We start from the raw sequence: 17500 nt of genomic DNA, 5'->3' as shown, positions 1-17500 counted from the left end.
TACCATCGGCAGCCAGGGTCTGACCTTGTGGAGTGCGCTCGGTACCGTCGGAAGCCAGGGAGCGGATTTGTGGGGCACGGTCAGAGGTGTCGTCGGCAGCAGCCTGGGTCTGGCCTTGTGGTGTGCGATCCGAACCATCCGCGGCCAGGGTGTTCAGCGACTGGCTGACAGTGGCGTGGCTGGCTTGTGCCTGGGGTGCGGCTTGTTCGCGGGCTGGCAAGGCATAGGCGTTGGCAGCAAGGACGGCAAGGGTGAGGCTGAGCAGTAATTGGCGTTTCATGATCGGTTGCTCCGTAGGAGGGCGAGAAAGTGGGTACGAAGCTAATGCTACTCTTGCAAAGTCGATATAAAAGTTCATAAAGACAATGGTAATAATCAACGGAATTGATTGTTCTACCCAAACCCCTCTAGGTCGGTGCTTTCCGGGCGTTACCGGTGCTCCGTATTGGGTATTTTCTACCCATGCTTGCGCCATGGCAGGGCGTCGGCGGAACAAAAAACTGTCTGATTGGTCAGCTCCGGCGGCCGTGGATTTGTCGATCAATGGTCTTTTTCATTAAACCTTGGCGGGTGTTTGTCAGTCGTAAAGGTATTCCGCGTCGCTTTTTGGACGTTCAGTTGTCATCAGGAGCCCCCGTGCAATGACGCGCACTCGAAAAATCCTCGCCTGGACCAGCGCCAGCCTTGTCCTGCTGCTGGCGGTGCTGGTGGCGATCATCGCGTTCTTCGATTGGAACCGGGTCAAGCCACCGATCAATGCCAAAGTCTCCGAGATCCTGCATCGGCCGTTCGCCATCAATGGCGACCTGGCGGTGCGCTGGCAGCGTGAGCCCGACGAGGGCGGCTGGCGGGCCTGGGTGCCCTGGCCCCATGTGATTGCCGAAGACCTCACGCTGGGCAATCCGGACTGGTCGAAGACCCCGCAGATGGTCGAGCTCAAGCGCGTCGAGTTGCGGCTGTCGCCGTTGCCGCTGCTGGCGCAACGGGTGGTGATCCCGCGGATCGACCTGACCGAGCCGAATGCGAGCCTCGAACGCCTGGCCGATGGTCGCGCCAACTGGACGTTCCAGTTCGACCCCAAGGACCCGAACGAGCAGCCATCCAGCTGGGTGGTGGATATCGGTGCCATCGGCTTCGACAAGGGCCATGTGACCCTGGATGACAAAAGCCTGAACACCCGGCTCGACCTGCTGATCGATCCGCTGGGCAAGCCCGTTCCGTTCAGCGATATCGTCGGTGACAGCGCGGCGAAGAAGGCCCGGGAAAAGGGCGTCGCGCCGCAGGACTATGCGTTCGCGCTGAAGGTCAAGGGCCAGTACCACGGCCAGAATCTCGCCGGTACCGGCAAGGTCGGCGGCCTGCTGGCGTTGCAGGACGCGACCAGGCCCTTCCCGGTGCAGGCCGATGTGAAAATCGCCGACACCCGTATCGCCGTCGCCGGTACCCTGACCGACCCGCGCAACCTTGGCGCCCTGGACCTGCGCCTGACGCTGGCCGGGAGCAGCCTGGGCAACCTCTACCCGCTGACCGGGGTGACCCTGCCCGACTCGCCGGCCTATGAAACCGACGGCCATCTGATTGCGCGGCTGCATGAGCCGGGCGGGGCGACCTTCACCTACGAGAAGTTCAACGGCAAGATCGGCACCAGCGACATCCACGGCGACCTGGCCTATGTCGCCAGCCAGCCGCGGCCCAAGCTCAGTGGCGTGCTGGTGTCGAACCAACTGCTGATGACCGACCTGGCGCCGCTGATCGGCGCCGATTCAAATGCCAAGCAGAAGGCCCGTGGTGGCGAAAGCAAGCAGCCCGCGGACAAGGTCCTGCCGGTGGAAGAGTTCCGTACCGAGCGCTGGCGCGATATGGATGCCGACGTGGAGTTCACCGGCAAGCGCATCGTCCACAGCGCGGAGTTGCCCTTCACCGATCTCTATACCCACCTGGTGCTCACCGACGGCGAACTGAGCCTCGAGCCCCTGCGTTTCGGCGTGGCGGGCGGCAAGCTCGATGCGCAGATCCGCCTCAATGGCCGTACGGCGCCGATGCAGGGGCGGGCCCGGTTGACCGCGCGCAATTTCAAGCTCAAGCAACTGTTCCCGACCTTCGAGCCGATGAAGACCAGCTTCGGCGAGCTCAATGGCGATGCCGACCTCAGCGGCACCGGCAACTCGGTGGCCAAGCTGCTGGGCACGTCCAATGGCGACCTGAAGATGCTGGTCAACGACGGTGCGATCAGTCGTGGCCTGATGGAGATCGCCGGGCTCAATGTCGGCAACTACGTGGTCGGCAAGATCTTTGGCGACAAGGAAGTGAAGATCAACTGTGCGGCCGCGGACCTGGGGATCAAGAGCGGTCTGGCGACTACCCGGCTGTTTGTCTTCGATACCGAGAACGCGATCATCTATATCGATGGCACGGCGAATTTCGCCAATGAGCAGCTGGACCTGAAGATCAGTCCCGAATCCAAGGGCTTCCGCTTGTTGTCCCTGCGTTCGCCCCTGTATGTGCGTGGCAAGTTCATCAAACCCGATGCCGGTGTGCAAGCGGTGCCGCTGTTGCTGCGGGGCGCGGGCATGGTTGCCCTGGGCGTGATCGCCGGCCCGGCGGCGGGATTGCTGGCGCTGGTGGCGCCCAGTGGCGACGTGCCGAATCAGTGCGCGCCGTTGCTGGAGCAGATGAAGTCGGGCAAGGCGCCCAAGACCGTCCGCAATTGAAGACCGGCCTCGGCCTGCTAGGCGTTGCAGGGTCGGTTTGTGGGAGGGGTGTGGGAGCGGGCCATATAGGAACGGGCCATGTAAGAGTGGGCCTGTGGGAGCGGGCTTAAGGTAGGAGCGGGCTTGTGTGGGAGCGGGCTTGCCCGCGAATCCTGAGAACGCCGCGCTGTATCAGGTACACCGCGACATCTTCTTCGCGGGCAAGCCCGCTCCCACAGGTGCGCCCCCAGGCTTCCACAGTTGCCCTCATGCTCCCGCAGGTACTCCCATCCTCCCACAAGGTCCAGATAGTTCCTGGACTCAGAGGTCTTTCAGGATATCCGCCATATCATCGGCATGTTCTTCTTCCTGGGCGAGGATGTCCTCGAAGATCCGCCGCGTGGTCGGGTCCTGGTCGCCGATGAACTGGATGATCTCGCGGTAACTGTCCACGGCGATGCGTTCGGCCACCAGGTCTTCATAGACCATTTCCTTGAGGGTCTTGCCGGCCACGTACTGGGCATGGGAGTGCTGGGACAGCAGGTCCGGATTGAATTCCGGTTCGCCACCCAGTTGCACGATGCGTTCGGCCAGGCGGTCGGCATGGGCCATTTCCTGGTTGGCATGCTCGAGGAACTCGTCGGCGGCGACGCTGGCCTTGAGACCGGTGGCCATGAAGTAGTGACGTTTGTAGCGCAGGGTGCAGACCAGCTCGGTGGCCAGCGATTCGTTGAGCAGCCGCAGGATCTCGTCGCGGTCTGCGCTGTAGCCTTCGGTGACGGCACCGTTTTCGACGTTCTTGCGGGCGCGTTCACGAAGGGTGGTTACATCGGACAAATGCATGTCGCTCATCTCGATCTCCTGACTAATCCGGTTAGGCGCCTCGCTCTGCTGGCGAGATCGCTACCTGGTTGTGAGTCTCGGGCGACGGGAAAAGTTTTATCCGATTGTCTCTTCGACCGCGAGGGGGCGGATCGGCCGGTGTCCGGACGCCCGCGCCTCTTGCGCCAACCACTGGAAAAACGCCCGCACCGGCGGATGCCGTTCGCGTCCGGGCACGCAGAGGGCGCTGTAGCCGGCACCGTCGACGCTGATGTCCGGGCGATAAGCCTGCAGCAGGCCACTGGCGACGCTTTCCGAGACCAGGATCGAACTGGCCAGCACCAGGCCCTGTCCGCCGATCGCCGCCTGCAATGCGTAATGCTCCTCATCGTATTCGCGAATGACCGGTTGTCCCTGCATCCAGCTTTCCCCCGCCAGGTCGCACCAGGCTTCCCAGCCCCTGGCGTAGAGCTTGGAGTTGTGCCAGTGGACGCTGATCAGGGTCGGCTGGTGTTGTGCCGCCAGGGCCACCTGGGCCGGTGAGCCGTAGACCGTGAAGCATTCGTCGAACAGGCATTGGCCGTACAGGTTCGGCCAGTCGTCGAGGCTGTAGCGGATCACCATGTCGATGCTGGCGTCCTGGTGCAGGTCGTGGACTTCGCAGTGGGTGTCGAGGCGCAGGCTGATGTTCGGATGACTGGCATAGAAACGTCCCAGGCGCGGCACCAGCCAGAGGGCGGCAAAGGCCGGGGTGGTGGAAATCGTCAGGCTGGTGCCGCTGCGTTGCGGGCGCAGGGTATCGACGCTCTGGGCGATCTCCAGCAGCGCGCCATGCAGGCTGCGGAACAGTCGCTCGCCCGCGTCGGTCAGGCGCACCTGGCGTGGCAGGCGCTCGAACAGCGGTACGCCGAGCCAGCCTTCCAGCGACCGGATCTGATGGGACACGGCGGTCGGCGTCACGGTCAGTTCTTCGGCGGCCGCCTTGAAGCTGCGCAGGCGCGCGGCGGATTCGAAGGCGCGCAGCGCGGTGAGTGGCAGGCTGGCGAACATGCTCGGTTCCATGGATGAATTGAACTCATCCTGAATGACTATTGCTCATTTGTTCCGATGAGGCGTTGCCTCTAGCTTCTGCGGCAGAAGGCAGGTTCATTCTGAGCTGGCCAGCAGTGTTCGGTAAAGGGGAAACAGATGAGCAGGATTCTTGTTGTCGAAGCCAGTCCACGGGGTGAGCGTTCCCAGTCGCGGCGTCTGGCCGAGGTGTTTCTGGGGGCCTATGGCGAGGCGCATCCCCAGGCCCGCCTGACGCGCCGGGAGACCGGGCGGGCGTTGATTGCTCCGGTGAACGAAGCGTTTATCGCCGCGGCGTTTTATCCACGGCCCGCCGAGCGCCCACAGGCGATGCAGGCGGACCTGGCGTTCAGCGATGAACTGGTGGGCGAGCTGCTGCTCAACGACCTGCTGGTGATCGCCACGCCGATGCACAACTTCAGTATTCCCAGCGGGCTCAAGGCCTGGCTGGACCAGATCGTGCGGGTCGGGCTGACCTTCGACTTCAGCCTCGACAATGGTGTCGCCCAGTATCACCCGCGGGTGCAGGGCAAGAAGGCGTTGATCATCAGCAGCCGTGGCGGGCACGGCATGGGGCCGGGCGGACCGCTGGAGGCGATGAACCACGCCGAGCCGTTGCTGCGTACGGTGCTGGGCTTTATCGGAATCGAGGAGGTCACGGTTGTCGCCGTCGAGGGCGAGGAGTCCGGCGGGGCATCGTTCCAGGCCGCCCTGGCCGACGCCGAACGGCGCCTGCTGGACCTGGCGCGGACGCTCTGAGGGATGGCCATGCCCTGGATCCATCTGCTGATCGCGGCGGCCTTCGAAGTCACCTTTGCGCTGGGCATGAAGTACGCCGAGGGTTTCACCCGCCTCTGGCCCTCGCTCGCCACCGTGATCGCGGCGGTGGGCGGGATCTACTTCCTGACCCTGTCGCTGCGGGTGCTGCCGGTCAGCATCGCCTATCCGATCTGGACCGCCATCGGTTCATTGGGCACGGTATTGCTCGGGTTCCTGCTGCTGGGGGAAAGCCTGACGGCGGTCAAGCTGGTGTCGGTCGGACTGATCGTGGTCGGCGTGGTGGGGTTGAAATAAGCCTTGTGTCGCCGTGTTGTCATCTTCAGTACCGATGCTTTTGCACCTGGCCGGTGCATTGCGGCTAGGCTCTATTTCTTCCCGTCATGGATGGTCGTCGATGTCGCAAGAACTCGCCACGCGTTATCCGCTGGTGCTGGTGCCGGGCATGCTCGGATTTGTCCGGCTGCTGCTGTTTCCCTACTGGTACGGTATCGCCGAGGCCTTGCGCCAGGGCGGGGCGACGGTATTCCCGGTGCAGGTGTCGCCGCTGCACGCCAATGAAGTGCGTGGCGAGCAGTTGCTGCAGCGCATCGAGCAGATCCGCCGCGAAACCGGGGCCGACAAGGTCAACCTGATCGGTCACAGCCAGGGGGCGTTGACGGCACGTTATGCGGCGGCCAGGCGTCCGGAGTGGGTGGCTTCGGTGACCTCGGTGGCCGGGCCCAACCATGGTTCGGAGCTGGCCGACCACTTCCAGCGACACTACCCGCCGACCAGCGTGCGCGGGCGCCTGCTGACCTTCGTGCTCTGTGTCGTCGCGCGGATCATGGGCTGGCTGGAAACCGGCTATCGCGGGCCGGGCCTGCCGATGGACCTGGCCGCCTCCCATCAGTCGTTGACCAGCGAAGGCGTGGCCCTGTTCAACCGGCAGTACCCGCAAGGGTTGCCGGGCAGTTGGGGCGGGCAGGGGCCCGAGCTGGTCGACGGCGTACGCTATTACTCCTGGTCCGGCACCTTGCAGCCGGGCATCACCGATCGCGGACGCAATCTGTTCGACGGCACGAATCGCAGTTGCCGCCTGTTCGCCAGGACCTTTATCCGCGAAGCCGGGCAGTGCGATGGCATGGTCGGGCGCTACAGCTCGCACCTGGGGACGGTGATCGGCGACGACTATCCCCTGGACCACTTCGATATCGTCAACCAGTCAATGGGCCTGGTGGGCAAGGGGGCCGCGCCGATCCGCCTGTTTGTCGAGCATGCCCGGCGCCTGAAGGCGGCGGGGCTGTAGCGCCCCGCCAGGCACTCAGCGGGCCTTGCCCAGTGGTGTGGTCCAGCGCTCGGAGAGGATCACCCCGCCCAGGGTCAGCGCCCCGCCCAACAGGTGGAACAGCGCCAGTTGTTCGTGCAGTACCGCGGCGGCGATGAGGGCGGTGAGGATCGGCAGCAGGTTGAAAAACAGCACCGTGCGGCTCGGCCCCAGCTTGCCCACCGCGCTCATCCACATCAGTGGCGCGAGCATCGACGCCAACAGGCAGGCGTACAGCACCAGGCCAGCGTTCTGCAGGTTCGGCCCGACCTTGGGCGAGAGCCAGAACAGCGGGAACAGCACCACCACCGCCACCAGGATCTGCAGGTACAGCAGTTGCAACGGTGGCAGGCGCAATTGCCACTTCTTCAGCAGCGTGCTGTAGATCGCATAGGCCAGGGTCGCGATCAGCATCATCGCATCGCCCAGGTTGACGCCGTGGGTCAGCAATGAGCCGAGGTTGCCGGCCGAGACCACCACCAGCACGCCGGCGAAGGACAGCACCGCGCCGGTCAGCGCCCCGGCGGTCAGGCGCTGGCCGAGGCTGATGATCGCCAGGGCCAGGGACATCAGTGGCATCAGCGAGAGGATGATGCCCATGTTGGTCGCCGTGGTCAGGGTCGCGGCGTAGTAGGCCAGGCTCTGGTAGACCGCCATGCCGAGCACGCCGAGGACGACGATCTTGCCCAGGTGCGCGCGGATCGCCCCCCAGTTGGCGATGACCGGACGGAGCATGAAGGGGGTGAACAGCAGCGCGGCGAGCAGCCAGCGGTAGAAACCGATCTCGGCGGGGAAGATCGAGCCGACGGCCATCTTGTTGACGACGGTGTTGCCGGCCCAGATGAAAATGGCGAGCAGGGGAAACGCGTATTGCATGGGGTGACGACCAGAGCAGTAGTGAGCGGGAATTATCCATCTGTCCGGATCAAAGCCTATACTTCGATCCGGTCAATCAGCGTCGGAATCCGGACAGCATGCGCAAGATCCCCATCGAGATCCCCCGTTTCCCCGATCTGCCGGCGCCGGTGTACTTTCGTTATGCCGAATTCGGCCCCGGCAGCCATGCCGAGTCCCATCGGCATTCCTGGGGTTCGCTCGACTACGTGTCCCATGGCGTCATCCACTACGAAGTGGCCGGCCAGCGCTTCATGTCGCCGTCGCGCTACGCCCTGTGGATTCCCCCCAACACCGAGCACAGCGCCTACAACGCCCACGCGATCGTCTACCGTTCGGTCTACCTCGCCGAGGAGCACTGCCACGGGATGCCCGAGGTGGCGAGCACCCTGGCGATCAGCGATATCCTCAAGGCGATTCTCAGCGATTTCGCCCGCCGCGACGTGAAGATCCCCAGCGATCCGGCCGATGTGCGGCTGGCCCAGGTGCTGGTGGACCAGTTGCACCTGGCCAAGGTCCACAGCTGCTACCTGCCGTATTCCGATGAGCCGGGGTTGCTCTCGGTGCTCGAAGGCTTGCAGGACGATCCGGCGGACAACCGCTCGCTGGGGCAATGGGCGGCGAGCCTGCATGTCAGCGAGAGGACCCTGGCGCGTCTGTTTGTCCGCGAGCTGGGCGTGAGTTTCGGCGAATGGCGCCAGCGCCTGCGCTTTGTCTGGTCGATCCAGGCCCTGGAAGGGCCGCGCAGCGTGCAGGAGATCGCGTTCGACATGGGCTACAGCACCGCCTCGGCCTTTATCGCCATGTTCCAGCGCCAGGCCGGTTGTTCGCCGGAGCAGTATCGCCGGCAGTCGCGCTCACTCTAGGGCGCCTGCGGCTGGAGGTGTAACAGTGTTTGTCTACACTCCTTCAGAGGCCGTGCCCATCGGCGCGGTAACAAGGAGAAAACTCCATGAAGATGCTGCGTATTCCTTTGTTGATGGTAGGCCTGCTGCTGTGTTCCCAGGGCTTTGCCGCCACCGCCGCGCAACAGGCCCAGCAGGACAAGATGAAGTCCTGCAACGCCGACGCCACCACCAAGGCGCTCAAGGGCGATGAACGCAAGGCCTTCATGAGCAACTGCCTGAAAGCCGCCAAGCCCGCCACCCAGCAGGACAAGATGAAGACGTGCAATGCCGATGCGACCACCAAGGCGCTCAAGGGCGACGAACGCAAGGCCTTCATGAGCACCTGCCTGAAGAACAAGTAGCCCTGCCCGGCAAGGCCTCCCCCGTGGCGGTGGGAGGCCTTGCCGTATTCCTCGTCGGTTTGCGAAATCCCCGCACTTCAGGCTGTCCCTTTGGTTATGATTCGGCGCGATAGTGGCGTTTTGTTATTGTGCGCCGCGGATGAGACGATACCCCTCCCTGGGGGCGTCCATTGGTCACCATAGGGATGTGCCGTGAAGAGAATCGTCTTGCTGCTCCTGGTCCTGACCCAATGCGCTTGCAGTGGCGCCCAGCTCCAGCGTTGGAGACCGGATTTTCGCCTGCCCCCCCGGCCTGAAGACCAGCCGTTGGTGGTGGACGCCGAGCATGCGAAAGTCATCCTGCAGGTGGCCGGGGATACCTTCAACCCGGTGCAGTTCTCGGCGAAGCGCGGCAGCGATGCGCAACAGAGCCCGGAAGAGCTGGGGACTCTGGTCAAACCCTCGAAGTGGGGATGGCTTCGTACCAGGCGCGAACTGCAGGTCGCCCCCGACCAGCGGTTCAAGGTACTTGGCTATTCGCAGTTTAATGGCCGCAAACCGGCACCGGGCTATATCAGCGAGTACACGACGGAGCACACGTTCAATTATTCGAGCAACAAGTGGGAGCAGAAACAGGTCGCCAATCCGACAGTGCCTACCTCCTACAGCTGCGGAACCCTTGGCAGCAGCTTTGTGCCGCAGAAGCAGAAGGTCTATCTGGTGGAGTTCAGCTTTATCCATGACGGCGATGCGTGCCGGCAGCAGGTTTATGACGTCACCCAGGCTGGTCAGCGCATCCCTGTCACGTTGCTCGATGACTTTCCCGCTTCGTTTGCCGAGGCGTCCAAGTCCCCCTAGTCCTGCCGGTGGAACGCTGGCAGACTGCCTATCCTTTAGCTGCATTTTGTTTTGAGGCTGTATGTCAGCGTTTTCCCAGCGTTACGTAGTCTTGGCCAGTTTGATCATCGTCTTCGGTGGGTTGCTGCTGGTATTGCCGTTGAAGTTGCTGCCGAGCCTGCTGGCCGGCCTGCTGGTGTTCGAGCTGGTCAATATGCTCACGCCCAAGCTCGAGCACCTGATTGCCGGGCGGCGCGCGCGCTGGCTGGCGGTGGCCTTGCTGGGCACGTTGATCGTCAGTGTGCTGAGCCTGATCTTTGCCGGCGCCATCAGCTTCCTGTTGCATGAGGCGGAAAACCCCGGGGCCTCCCTCGGCAAGTTCATGGTCGTGGTGGACAAGGCCCGCGGACAGTTGCCGCCGGTGATCGACGCCTACCTGCCGGCCAGCGCCGCGGAGTTCCAGGTGGCCATCGGCGAGTGGTTGAGCAAGCACCTGAGCGAATTGCAACTGGTGGGCAAGGATGCGGCGCATATGTTCGTGACCCTGCTGATCGGTATGGTGCTGGGGGCGATCGTGGCCTTGCAGCATGTCTCGGATGTCAGCCAGCGCAAGCCCCTGGCCGCAGCCCTGTTTGATCGCCTGCGCCTGCTGGTCCAGGCGTTTCGCAATATCGTCTTCGCCCAGATCAAGATTTCGGCGCTCAATACCGCCTTCACCGCGATCTTCCTGGCGGTGATCCTGCCGCTCTGCGGGATCAAGCTACCGCTGACCAAGACCCTGATCGTGCTGACCTTCCTGCTCGGGCTGCTACCGGTGATCGGCAACCTGATGTCCAACACCCTGATCACCATCGTCGGCCTGTCGCTGTCGATCTGGGTCGCGGCGGCGGCCCTGGGCTACCTGATGTTTATCCACAAGCTGGAGTACTTCCTCAACGCGCGGATCGTCGGCGGGCAGATCAGTGCCAAGTCGTGGGAGTTGCTCATGGCAATGCTGGTGTTCGAGGCCGCATTCGGCTTGCCGGGGGTGGTGGCGGGACCGATCTACTATGCGTATCTCAAGAGCGAGCTGAGGCTGGCGGAGCTGGTCTGAGTCGAACCCCGGGCGTGGTTCGAACCTTGTGGGAGTGGGCCTTGAGACTTGGAGCGCCGCTGATGGCCCCTTCGCTGGCAAGCCAGCTCCTACAGGTTCGGGGGCGCCGCTGATGGTGGTGGGCGACATAGAGTCCAGTGAGAGCCTGCCAGCTCCCGTGATTTTCAGCCGTAGCGCTTGCGCGCATCGATCGCCAGGCCGCTGCCGATGCTGCCGAAGATATTCCCCTCCACATGCCGCGCGTTCGGCAGCATGGCCGAGACGCTCTGGCGCAGTGCCGGAATCCCGCTCGAACCGCCGGTGAAGAACACCGTGTCGACCTGTTCGACGCTCACGCCGGCATCATCGAGCAAGCGGGTGACGCTGTTGCGAATACGCTCCAGCAGGTTGTCGATGGCCGCTTCGAACAGCGCCCGGCTCAACTCCACGCTCAGTCCCGGCTCGATGCGATCCAGCGGTACATGGCGGCTTTCGGCGTGGGTCAGCTGGATCTTGGTTTCTTCCACTTCCATCGCCAGCCAGTGCCCGGCGCGCTGCTCGATCAGCTTGAACAGGCGGTCGATGCCACCGGTGTCCTCGATGTCGTAGCGCATGCTGCCCAGGGCCAACTGGGACTTCTGCGAGTACACCGAGTTGATGGTGTGCCAGGTCGCCAGGTTCATGTGGTGGCTGGTGGGCATGTAGGCGCCGCTTTTCATCCGGCTGCCGTAGCCGAACAGCGGCATCACGCCCTGCAGGCTCAGTTGCTTGTCGAAGTCGGTCCCGCCGACATGCACGCCGCCGGTGGCGAGGATATCGTCGTGGCGGTTATCCAGGCCACGGCGCTCCGGCGACAGGCGCACCAGCGAGAAGTCGGACGTACCGCCGCCGATGTCGACGATCAGGACCAGCTCTTCGCGCTCGATGGTCGACTCGTAGTCGAAGGCCGCCGCAATCGGTTCGTACTGGAAGGACACGTCCTTGAAGCCGATCTTCTTCGCCACTTCCACCAGGGTGTCTTCGGCTTCCTGGTCGGCGACCGGGTCCTCGTCGACGAAAAACACCGGGCGGCCCAGTACCACCTGGTCGAACTCACGACCGGCGGTGGCTTCCAGGCGGCTTTTCAGCTGGCCGATAAACAGTCCGAGCAGGTCCTTGAACGGCAGGGCGGTGCCCAGCACGCTGGTGTCATGCTTGATCAGCTTGGACCCCAGCAGGCTCTTGAGCGAGCGCATCAGCCGGCCTTCGTAACCTTCCAGGTACTCGTGCAGCGCCAGACGGCCGTAGACCGGGCGGCGTTCCTCGATATTGAAAAAGACCACCGAAGGCAGGGTGATCTTGTCGTCCTCCAGCGCGATGAGCGTTTCCATGCCGGGGCGCAGCCAGCCGACCGTGGAGTTGGACGTGCCGAAGTCGATACCGCAGGCACGGGCTGGAGATGCGCTTTTCATGTCTTTCGAGTTCCGGTTAAAAAACGGCCGCGCAGTGTATGTCAGTCGGGCGCGGAATCGAAGGCCGACTATCCGCTAAATCGTGCCTTGTCGACTTGAAAGGCGGGCCATCACCCCCAAACTTGCAGTCATTGGTTCGACTTGTGTAACGGCGATGACAAGAAATCGCCGGCACGGCCGATAAACTTTTGCCGCACCGCCCAGTCACAGCCTTGAGATCGGTCAATCCTCGTTGCGCCGAAAAGCGCATGCTGTGGGCTGTCGGACGGTGCGATATCGATAACGCAGGGTGATCCTTAGATGGACTTCAAAGACTATTACAAGATCCTGGGTGTTGAGCCGACGGCGGACGACAAGACCATCAAGGCCGCGTACCGCAAGCTGGCGCGCAAGTATCACCCGGATGTCAGCAAGGAAAAGGACGCCGAGGCGAAATTCAAGGACGCCTCCGAAGCCTATGAAGCGCTGAAAAGCGCCGACAAGCGCGCCGAATATGACGATCTGCGCAAATACGGCCAGCATGGCCAGCCGTTCCAGGGCCCACCGGGCTGGCAGGGACGTGGCGCTGGCGGCGGTTTTGGTGGCGCTGGCGGTGGTGACTTCTCGGACTTCTTCAGTTCGATCTTCGGCTCGCGCGGTGCCGGTTTCAGTAGCGGACAATCGGGCCGCAGCGCCGGTCGTCGAGGGCAAGACGTGGAAATGGAACTACCGATCTTCCTGGAAGAGAGCCTGACCAACGAATCGAAGAAGGTCACCTTCCAGGTCCCGCAGTACAACGCGGCCGGCCAGCATGTGAGCAACACCAGCAAGAGCCTGAACGTGAAGATTCCGGCGGGGGTGACCGACGGCGAGCGCATCCGCCTCAAGGGCCAGGGCGCGCCGGGGCTCGGTGGTGGGGCCAATGGCGACCTGTACCTGACGATCCGCTTCGCACCCCATCCGAAATTCGATGTCGAAGGTGAAGACCTGATCATCACGCTGCCCCTGGCGCCGTGGGAACTGGCACTGGGCACCGAAGTGGCGGTGCCGACCCTGACCGGCAAGATCAACCTCAAGGTCCCGGCGGGCAGCCAGAACGGCCAGCGCATGCGCGCCAAGGGCCACGGCCTGCTGAACAAGGCCGGGCAGCGCGGTTATCTGTTCGTGCAACTCAAGGCGGTCATGCCCAGGCAGAGCGACGATGCCGTGAAGGCGTTGTGGCAGGAACTGGCGAAGAAGGCCGCATTCGACCCGAGAGAGCAATGGAGTAGCTGATCATGAGCCCAGCCCTGAGCGTCGTTCAACTGGATATGCAAGCCTTCTGCGAGGCGTCCGACCTGCCGGTCGCCTACGTGATCGAAATCGTCGAACACGGCATCCTCGAACCTCAGGGCCGCTCACCGGAGGCCTGGCGCTTTCTCGATCATGAACTGGTCATCGCCCGGCGCGCGGCGAAGCTGCGCCACGACCTCGAACTGGAGTGGGAAGGCGTCGCCCTGGCCCTGGAGCTGCTGGGCGAGGTCCGTGAGCTGCGGGCGGAAAACCGCATGCTCAGGCAGCGCCTGGACCGGCTGGTCGACGAGTAGCCCGGCAGCCGCTCAGGATTCGGCGCGCGCGACTCGCGGCAGCACGACCCTGAACCGCGTGCCTTCTTCCTCGCTGGAGCTGACCTCGACACTGCCCTGATGGGCCGTCACCACTTCCTTGACGATAAACAGGCCCAGCCCCAGGCTGGTCGAGGCGCCCGTCTGGCCGAGTTCCTCGGCGGCGTTGCGTACCAGCGGATCGAAGATCGTCGCCAGCGACTCGGCCGGAATCGGCGGGCCGAAGTTGTGCATGGACAGGCTGACGCTGTCTTCGCCGCCGATCAGGGTCAGGGTCACCTTGCGCCGGCTGGCCCCGTGCTGCAGGGCATTGCCGATCAGGTTCTGCAGCATCTGTTCGATTCGCCCCCGATCCCAGACCCCATGCATATCGCCTTCGACCTTCAAGGTCGGGCGACACTCCGGCTGGCCGGCCCAGGCTTCGTTGAGGGCAGCTTTCGCCGCGCTCACCAGGTCCATGGGCGCCGGGTCTATCGGCAACTGGCTGCCCAGGCGGCTGCGCACGAACTCCAGCAGGTCGTTGACCATCGCCCCCATGTGGCGGGCGCTGCTCTTGATGTTCTTCACATAACCCATGGCGGTCTCATTGAGCTGGGTCTTGCGCACCAGCATTTCCGCGGACATGGTCACCGCCTGCAAGGGCGCGCGCAGGTCGTGTCCGAGAATGGCGAGGAAGATGTCCCGCGAGCGATTGACCTGCTCGGCATAGGCGACGGTGGACTCGGCGAGGGCTTCGTCGATGGCTTCGTTGAAGCGGATCATGTCCTGGAAGTAGGTCAGTTCCGGCGAGGACAGGTTGTTGACCCAGCGCCGGATCACGCAGGCGCGCAGGTGACGGAACTCCGACGTCATCTGGACCAGGTCGAAACCGACGTTATGGCGCAATTCACCATGGCTGGCGGCGGCGATATCGAGGCTGGGGCTGTTCTCCGGGCCTTCGCCCTTGGCCTTGTCCGCCTGCTGGCTGGCGCTCTGGGCGGTTTCCATGTCCCGCGCGGCCGCCAGCAGGATCGACTTGGCATGATCGCGCAGGGCGACCCGGCCCATGCTGTCCGCCGCGGGCGTCAGGGTTTTGGCAAATTGCTCCCAATCATCGACGATGGCGTCAACATGCTGCACGATAAAGTCAGACAGGCGCATGACCGATACCTTGATGAAGACTGCGAAAGGGGCTGGATGTGTTGCATCTTAGCCCCTAATCATTGCCCTGCCTGCTCCTAGAAGAGGAAATACCTCTGCGCCATCGGCAGCACCTCCGCCGGCTCGCACCAGAGCAGTACGCCATCGGCCTTGACCTGGTAGGTCTGCGGGTCGACGTCGATCTCCGGCAGGTAGTCGTTATGGATCAGGTCGGTCTTCTGTACCGTACGGCAACCCTTGACCACGGCGATCCGTTTCTTCAGCCCCAGGCTCTCGGGCAGGCCCGCATCCCGGGCCGCCTGGCTGATGAACGTCAGGCTGGTGGCGTGTAGCGAACCGCCATAGCTGGCGAACATCGGCCGGTAGTGGACCGGTTGCGGCGTCGGGATTGAGGCGTTGGCGTCGCCCATGAGGCTGGCGGCAATCGCCCCGCCCTTGAGGATCAGGGTCGGCTTGACGCCGAAGAAGGCCGGGCGCCACAGCACCAGGTCGGCCCACTTGCCGATCTCGATGGAACCTACCTCATGGCTGATGCCGTGGGTGATCGCCGGGTTGATGGTGTACTTGGCGATATAGCGCTTGACCCGGAAGTTGCTGTTGCCCTCGCCATCGCCCGGCAGCGGCCCGCGTTGCTTGTGCATCTTGTCGGCGGTCTGCCAGGTACGGGTGATGACTTCGCCGACCCGGCCCATGGCCTGGCTGTCGGAACTGATCATCGAGAACGCACCGAGGTCGTGGAGGATGTCCTCGGCGGCGATGGTTTCCCGGCGGATGCGGCTTTCGGCGAAGGCCACGTCCTCGGCGATGCTCGGATCGAGGTGATGGCAGACCATCAGCATGTCCAGGTGTTCGTCGATGGTGTTGCGGGTGAAGGGCCGGGTCGGGTTGGTCGAGCTCGGCAGGACGTTGGCGAAGCCGCAGGCCTTGATGATATCCGGCGCATGGCCGCCACCCGCACCCTCGGTGTGATAGGTGTGGATGGTACGGCCCTTGAACGCGCCGAGGGTGGTTTCGACAAAGCCGGATTCGTTGAGGGTGTCGGTGTGGATCGCCACCTGCACATCGTACTGGTCGGCCACGCTCAGGCAGTTGTCGATGGACGCGGGCGTGGTGCCCCAGTCTTCGTGGAGCTTGAGGCCGATGGCGCCGGCCCTGACCTGCTCGACCAGCGGTTCCGGCAGGCTGGCGTTGCCCTTGCCGGTGAGACCGATGTTCATCGGGAAGGCATCGGCGGCCTGCAGCATGCGCGCCAGGTGCCAGGGCCCGGACGTGCAGGTGGTGGCGTTGGTGCCGGTGGCCGGCCCGGTGCCGCCGCCGATCATGGTGGTGACGCCGCTCATCAGCGCTTCTTCGATCTGCTGCGGGCAGATGAAGTGGATGTGGGTGTCGATGCCGCCGGCGGTGAGGATCATGCCTTCGCCGGCGATGACTTCGGTGCTGGCGCCGATGGCGATGGTCACGTCGGGCTGGATGTCCGGGTTGCCGGCCTTGCCGATGGCGGCGATGCGTCCGTCCTTGAGGCCGACGTCGGCCTTGACGATGCCCCAGTGGTCGATGATCAGGGCGTTGGTGATCAGCGTGTCGACCACCTCGGCGGCCAGCAACTGGCCCTGGCCCATGCCGTCACGGATGACCTTGCCGCCGCCGAACTTCACTTCTTCGCCGTAGGTGGTGAAGTCCTTTTCCACTTCGATCCACAGATCGGTATCGGCCAGGCGCACCTTGTCGCCGACCGTGGGGCCGAACATGTCGGCGTAGGCTTGTCGGGAGATTTTCATGCGGGTTCCTTGTCCAGGTCGCCCATGACGCGTCCGGCAAAGCCGAACACCCGGCGCAGCCCCGCCAGGTCCACCAGTTCCACTTCGCGGGCCTGGCCCGGTTCGAAGCGCACGGCGGTGCCGGCCGGGATGTTCAGGCGCATGCCGCGGCTGGCGGCACGGTCGAAGTCGAGGGCATCGTTGGTTTCGAAAAAGTGGTAGTGGGAACCGACCTGGATCGGCCGGTCACCGCTGTTCGCCACGTTCAGGCGCAGGGTGCGACGACCGGCATTGAGCTCGATCTCGCCGGGCTGGATCTGGTATTCGCCAGGAATCATGCAGGTAACCCCAGTGTCTTGTAGTAGAGGGTGGTCGCCTGGTGGCGACCGTCCGGTGTCATGCAGTAGTTCGGCAGCTCGCCGACGCGGGTATAGCCCAGGGCGCTGTAGAACGCCTCGGCGTCGGAGCCGGCCTGGGTATCGAGGTACAGCAGGCCGCGCCTGTGGTCCCGGGCCGCCTGCTCCACGGCCTGCATCAGTTGCTGGCCGAGGCCATGGCGGCGCGCTTCGCTGAAGACCAGCAGTTTCTGCACTTCGGCGCGGTTCAGGCCGTTGGGCTTCTGGCACAGGCCCAGTTGCACGCTGGCCTGCACCTGCTCGTTGCGCACCACCACCCAGAGCAGCAGGCTGCCGTCCCGCAGGGCGGCCTGCACCTCGTCGAAGTAGGCGCGGGCCTGGTGGGCGTCGAGATCGGCCATGAACCCCACGGAAGCGCCATGCCCCACGGCATCGAGCAAGAGATCGATCAGACCCTGGCGGTAGTGCGCAAAGCTTTCGGCATTGACGCGACGCAGTTGGGCGGCGTTCATCGGCGGA

At 63.8% G+C, this 17500-nt stretch carries 18 protein-coding genes and 1 pseudogene; 10 read left to right on the top strand and 9 right to left on the bottom strand.

Annotated features, from left to right (window positions below; translation table 11 throughout):
- A pseudogene (locus HX881_RS05445) lies at positions 1–280 on the bottom strand (hypothetical protein); the annotation flags it as partial.
- 361 nt (positions 281–641) lie between these two features.
- On the opposite strand from HX881_RS05445, the gene HX881_RS05440 reads away from it, so the two are divergent.
- The gene (locus tag HX881_RS05440) at positions 642–2711 is read left to right on the top strand and encodes an AsmA family protein (RefSeq protein ID WP_177083315.1); all 2070 of its coding nucleotides are present in this window, start codon (positions 642–644) and stop codon (positions 2709–2711) included.
- Between the two features lie 300 nt (positions 2712–3011).
- Here the strand turns inward: HX881_RS05440 and HX881_RS05435 are convergent, their stop codons facing one another.
- Both HX881_RS05435 and HX881_RS05430 read right to left on the bottom strand, forming a co-directional pair.
- Positions 3012–3542, bottom strand: coding sequence for a ferritin-like domain-containing protein (locus HX881_RS05435; RefSeq protein WP_017125680.1), 531 nt, complete (start codon positions 3540–3542; stop codon positions 3012–3014).
- Positions 3543–3629: 87 nt separating this feature from the next.
- A complete protein-coding gene (locus tag HX881_RS05430) occupies positions 3630–4574 on the bottom strand; it encodes a LysR substrate-binding domain-containing protein (protein ID WP_177083312.1) in 945 nt (314 codons plus the stop codon).
- A gap of 126 nt (positions 4575–4700) precedes the next feature.
- On the opposite strand from HX881_RS05430, the gene HX881_RS05425 reads away from it, so the two are divergent.
- From HX881_RS05425 to HX881_RS05415, 3 genes are all read left to right on the top strand, one after another.
- Positions 4701–5339 (top strand): FMN-dependent NADH-azoreductase, encoded by a 639-nt coding sequence (locus HX881_RS05425; RefSeq protein WP_017125678.1) that lies wholly within the window; start codon positions 4701–4703, stop codon positions 5337–5339.
- A 9-nt stretch (positions 5340–5348) separates the two neighbouring features.
- Positions 5349–5654, top strand: a complete 306-nt coding sequence (locus HX881_RS05420; protein WP_042935172.1) for a DMT family transporter — start codon at positions 5349–5351, stop codon at positions 5652–5654.
- A 100-nt stretch (positions 5655–5754) separates the two neighbouring features.
- Positions 5755–6645 (top strand): esterase/lipase family protein, encoded by an 891-nt coding sequence (locus tag HX881_RS05415; protein ID WP_177083310.1) that lies wholly within the window; start codon positions 5755–5757, stop codon positions 6643–6645.
- A gap of 15 nt (positions 6646–6660) precedes the next feature.
- Here the strand turns inward: HX881_RS05415 and HX881_RS05410 are convergent, their stop codons facing one another.
- On the bottom strand, positions 6661–7539 hold the full coding sequence (locus tag HX881_RS05410) for a DMT family transporter (protein ID WP_017125675.1): 879 nt from the start codon (positions 7537–7539) through the stop codon (positions 6661–6663).
- A gap of 98 nt (positions 7540–7637) precedes the next feature.
- On the opposite strand from HX881_RS05410, the gene HX881_RS05405 reads away from it, so the two are divergent.
- The 4 genes from HX881_RS05405 to HX881_RS05390 all read left to right on the top strand — a co-directional run bounded on the left by HX881_RS05405 (position 7638) and on the right by HX881_RS05390 (position 10715).
- Positions 7638–8423: an AraC family transcriptional regulator gene (locus tag HX881_RS05405; RefSeq protein ID WP_017125674.1), complete on the top strand. Its 786-nt coding sequence runs from the start codon at positions 7638–7640 to the stop codon at positions 8421–8423.
- Positions 8424–8509: 86 nt separating this feature from the next.
- Entirely contained in the window at positions 8510–8806 is a 297-nt protein-coding gene (locus tag HX881_RS05400; RefSeq protein ID WP_017125673.1) for a PsiF family protein, read from the top strand.
- Positions 8807–9013: 207 nt separating this feature from the next.
- Positions 9014–9643 (top strand): hypothetical protein, encoded by a 630-nt coding sequence (locus HX881_RS05395; protein WP_177083309.1) that lies wholly within the window; start codon positions 9014–9016, stop codon positions 9641–9643.
- A gap of 61 nt (positions 9644–9704) precedes the next feature.
- Entirely contained in the window at positions 9705–10715 is a 1011-nt protein-coding gene (locus tag HX881_RS05390; RefSeq protein WP_017125671.1) for an AI-2E family transporter, read from the top strand.
- Between the two features lie 164 nt (positions 10716–10879).
- Here the strand turns inward: HX881_RS05390 and HX881_RS05385 are convergent, their stop codons facing one another.
- Positions 10880–12145 (bottom strand): Hsp70 family protein, encoded by a 1266-nt coding sequence (locus HX881_RS05385; protein ID WP_177083307.1) that lies wholly within the window; start codon positions 12143–12145, stop codon positions 10880–10882.
- 300 nt (positions 12146–12445) lie between these two features.
- Here HX881_RS05385 and HX881_RS05380 point away from each other — a divergent pair, with 300 nt between their 5' ends.
- Together HX881_RS05380 and HX881_RS05375 are read left to right on the top strand one after the other, a co-directional pair.
- Complete coding sequence (locus HX881_RS05380; RefSeq protein WP_177083305.1) at positions 12446–13399, top strand: DnaJ C-terminal domain-containing protein; 954 nt, start codon at positions 12446–12448, stop codon at positions 13397–13399.
- 2 nt (positions 13400–13401) lie between these two features.
- Positions 13402–13710: a chaperone modulator CbpM gene (locus tag HX881_RS05375; protein WP_017125668.1), complete on the top strand. Its 309-nt coding sequence runs from the start codon at positions 13402–13404 to the stop codon at positions 13708–13710.
- Positions 13711–13722: 12 nt separating this feature from the next.
- On the opposite strand, the gene HX881_RS05370 is transcribed toward HX881_RS05375, so the two are convergent.
- From HX881_RS05370 to HX881_RS05355, 4 genes are all read right to left on the bottom strand, one after another.
- A complete protein-coding gene (locus HX881_RS05370) occupies positions 13723–14868 on the bottom strand; it encodes a sensor histidine kinase (protein ID WP_177083303.1) in 1146 nt (381 codons plus the stop codon).
- 77 nt (positions 14869–14945) lie between these two features.
- A complete protein-coding gene (ureC, locus tag HX881_RS05365; protein ID WP_177083301.1) occupies positions 14946–16646 on the bottom strand; it encodes an urease subunit alpha in 1701 nt (566 codons plus the stop codon).
- A complete protein-coding gene (locus HX881_RS05360) occupies positions 16643–16963 on the bottom strand; it encodes an urease subunit beta (protein ID WP_017125665.1) in 321 nt (106 codons plus the stop codon). Before HX881_RS05360 ends, ureC begins: the two co-directional genes overlap by 4 nt.
- Entirely contained in the window at positions 16960–17493 is a 534-nt protein-coding gene (locus HX881_RS05355; RefSeq protein ID WP_177083300.1) for a GNAT family N-acetyltransferase, read from the bottom strand. The genes HX881_RS05360 and HX881_RS05355 overlap by 4 nt, the downstream gene beginning before the upstream one ends.
- Positions 17494–17500: the final 7 nt, after the last annotated feature.

The organism is Pseudomonas gingeri (assembly GCF_013386115.1).
Classification (GTDB): Bacteria; Pseudomonadota; Gammaproteobacteria; order Pseudomonadales; family Pseudomonadaceae; genus Aquipseudomonas; species Aquipseudomonas gingeri.
The sequence above is the reverse complement of the archived record's forward strand: the minus strand, read 5'-3'. Positions and strand labels throughout refer to the sequence as shown.

What these genes read in the sequence shown, in the direction of transcription:
- HX881_RS05355 (WP_177083300.1), bottom strand. Translation starts at nt 17,493, where the DNA reads ATGAACGCCGCCCAACTGCGTCGCGTCAATGCCGAAAGCTTTGCGCAC.
- HX881_RS05440 (WP_177083315.1), top strand. Translation starts at nt 642, where the DNA reads ATGACGCGCACTCGAAAAATCCTCGCCTGGACCAGCGCCAGCCTTGTC.
- HX881_RS05360 (WP_017125665.1), bottom strand. Translation starts at nt 16,963, where the DNA reads ATGATTCCTGGCGAATACCAGATCCAGCCCGGCGAGATCGAGCTCAAT.
- HX881_RS05415 (WP_177083310.1), top strand. Translation starts at nt 5,755, where the DNA reads ATGTCGCAAGAACTCGCCACGCGTTATCCGCTGGTGCTGGTGCCGGGC.
- HX881_RS05400 (WP_017125673.1), top strand. Translation starts at nt 8,510, where the DNA reads ATGAAGATGCTGCGTATTCCTTTGTTGATGGTAGGCCTGCTGCTGTGT.
- HX881_RS05375 (WP_017125668.1), top strand. Translation starts at nt 13,402, where the DNA reads ATGAGCCCAGCCCTGAGCGTCGTTCAACTGGATATGCAAGCCTTCTGC.
- HX881_RS05435 (WP_017125680.1), bottom strand. Translation starts at nt 3,542, where the DNA reads ATGAGCGACATGCATTTGTCCGATGTAACCACCCTTCGTGAACGCGCC.
- HX881_RS05380 (WP_177083305.1), top strand. Translation starts at nt 12,446, where the DNA reads ATGGACTTCAAAGACTATTACAAGATCCTGGGTGTTGAGCCGACGGCG.
- HX881_RS05370 (WP_177083303.1), bottom strand. Translation starts at nt 14,868, where the DNA reads ATGCGCCTGTCTGACTTTATCGTGCAGCATGTTGACGCCATCGTCGAT.
- HX881_RS05405 (WP_017125674.1), top strand. Translation starts at nt 7,638, where the DNA reads ATGCGCAAGATCCCCATCGAGATCCCCCGTTTCCCCGATCTGCCGGCG.
- HX881_RS05425 (WP_017125678.1), top strand. Translation starts at nt 4,701, where the DNA reads ATGAGCAGGATTCTTGTTGTCGAAGCCAGTCCACGGGGTGAGCGTTCC.
- HX881_RS05410 (WP_017125675.1), bottom strand. Translation starts at nt 7,539, where the DNA reads ATGCAATACGCGTTTCCCCTGCTCGCCATTTTCATCTGGGCCGGCAAC.
- HX881_RS05390 (WP_017125671.1), top strand. Translation starts at nt 9,705, where the DNA reads ATGTCAGCGTTTTCCCAGCGTTACGTAGTCTTGGCCAGTTTGATCATC.
- HX881_RS05420 (WP_042935172.1), top strand. Translation starts at nt 5,349, where the DNA reads ATGCCCTGGATCCATCTGCTGATCGCGGCGGCCTTCGAAGTCACCTTT.
- HX881_RS05385 (WP_177083307.1), bottom strand. Translation starts at nt 12,145, where the DNA reads ATGAAAAGCGCATCTCCAGCCCGTGCCTGCGGTATCGACTTCGGCACG.
- ureC (WP_177083301.1), bottom strand. Translation starts at nt 16,646, where the DNA reads ATGAAAATCTCCCGACAAGCCTACGCCGACATGTTCGGCCCCACGGTC.
- HX881_RS05430 (WP_177083312.1), bottom strand. Translation starts at nt 4,574, where the DNA reads ATGGAACCGAGCATGTTCGCCAGCCTGCCACTCACCGCGCTGCGCGCC.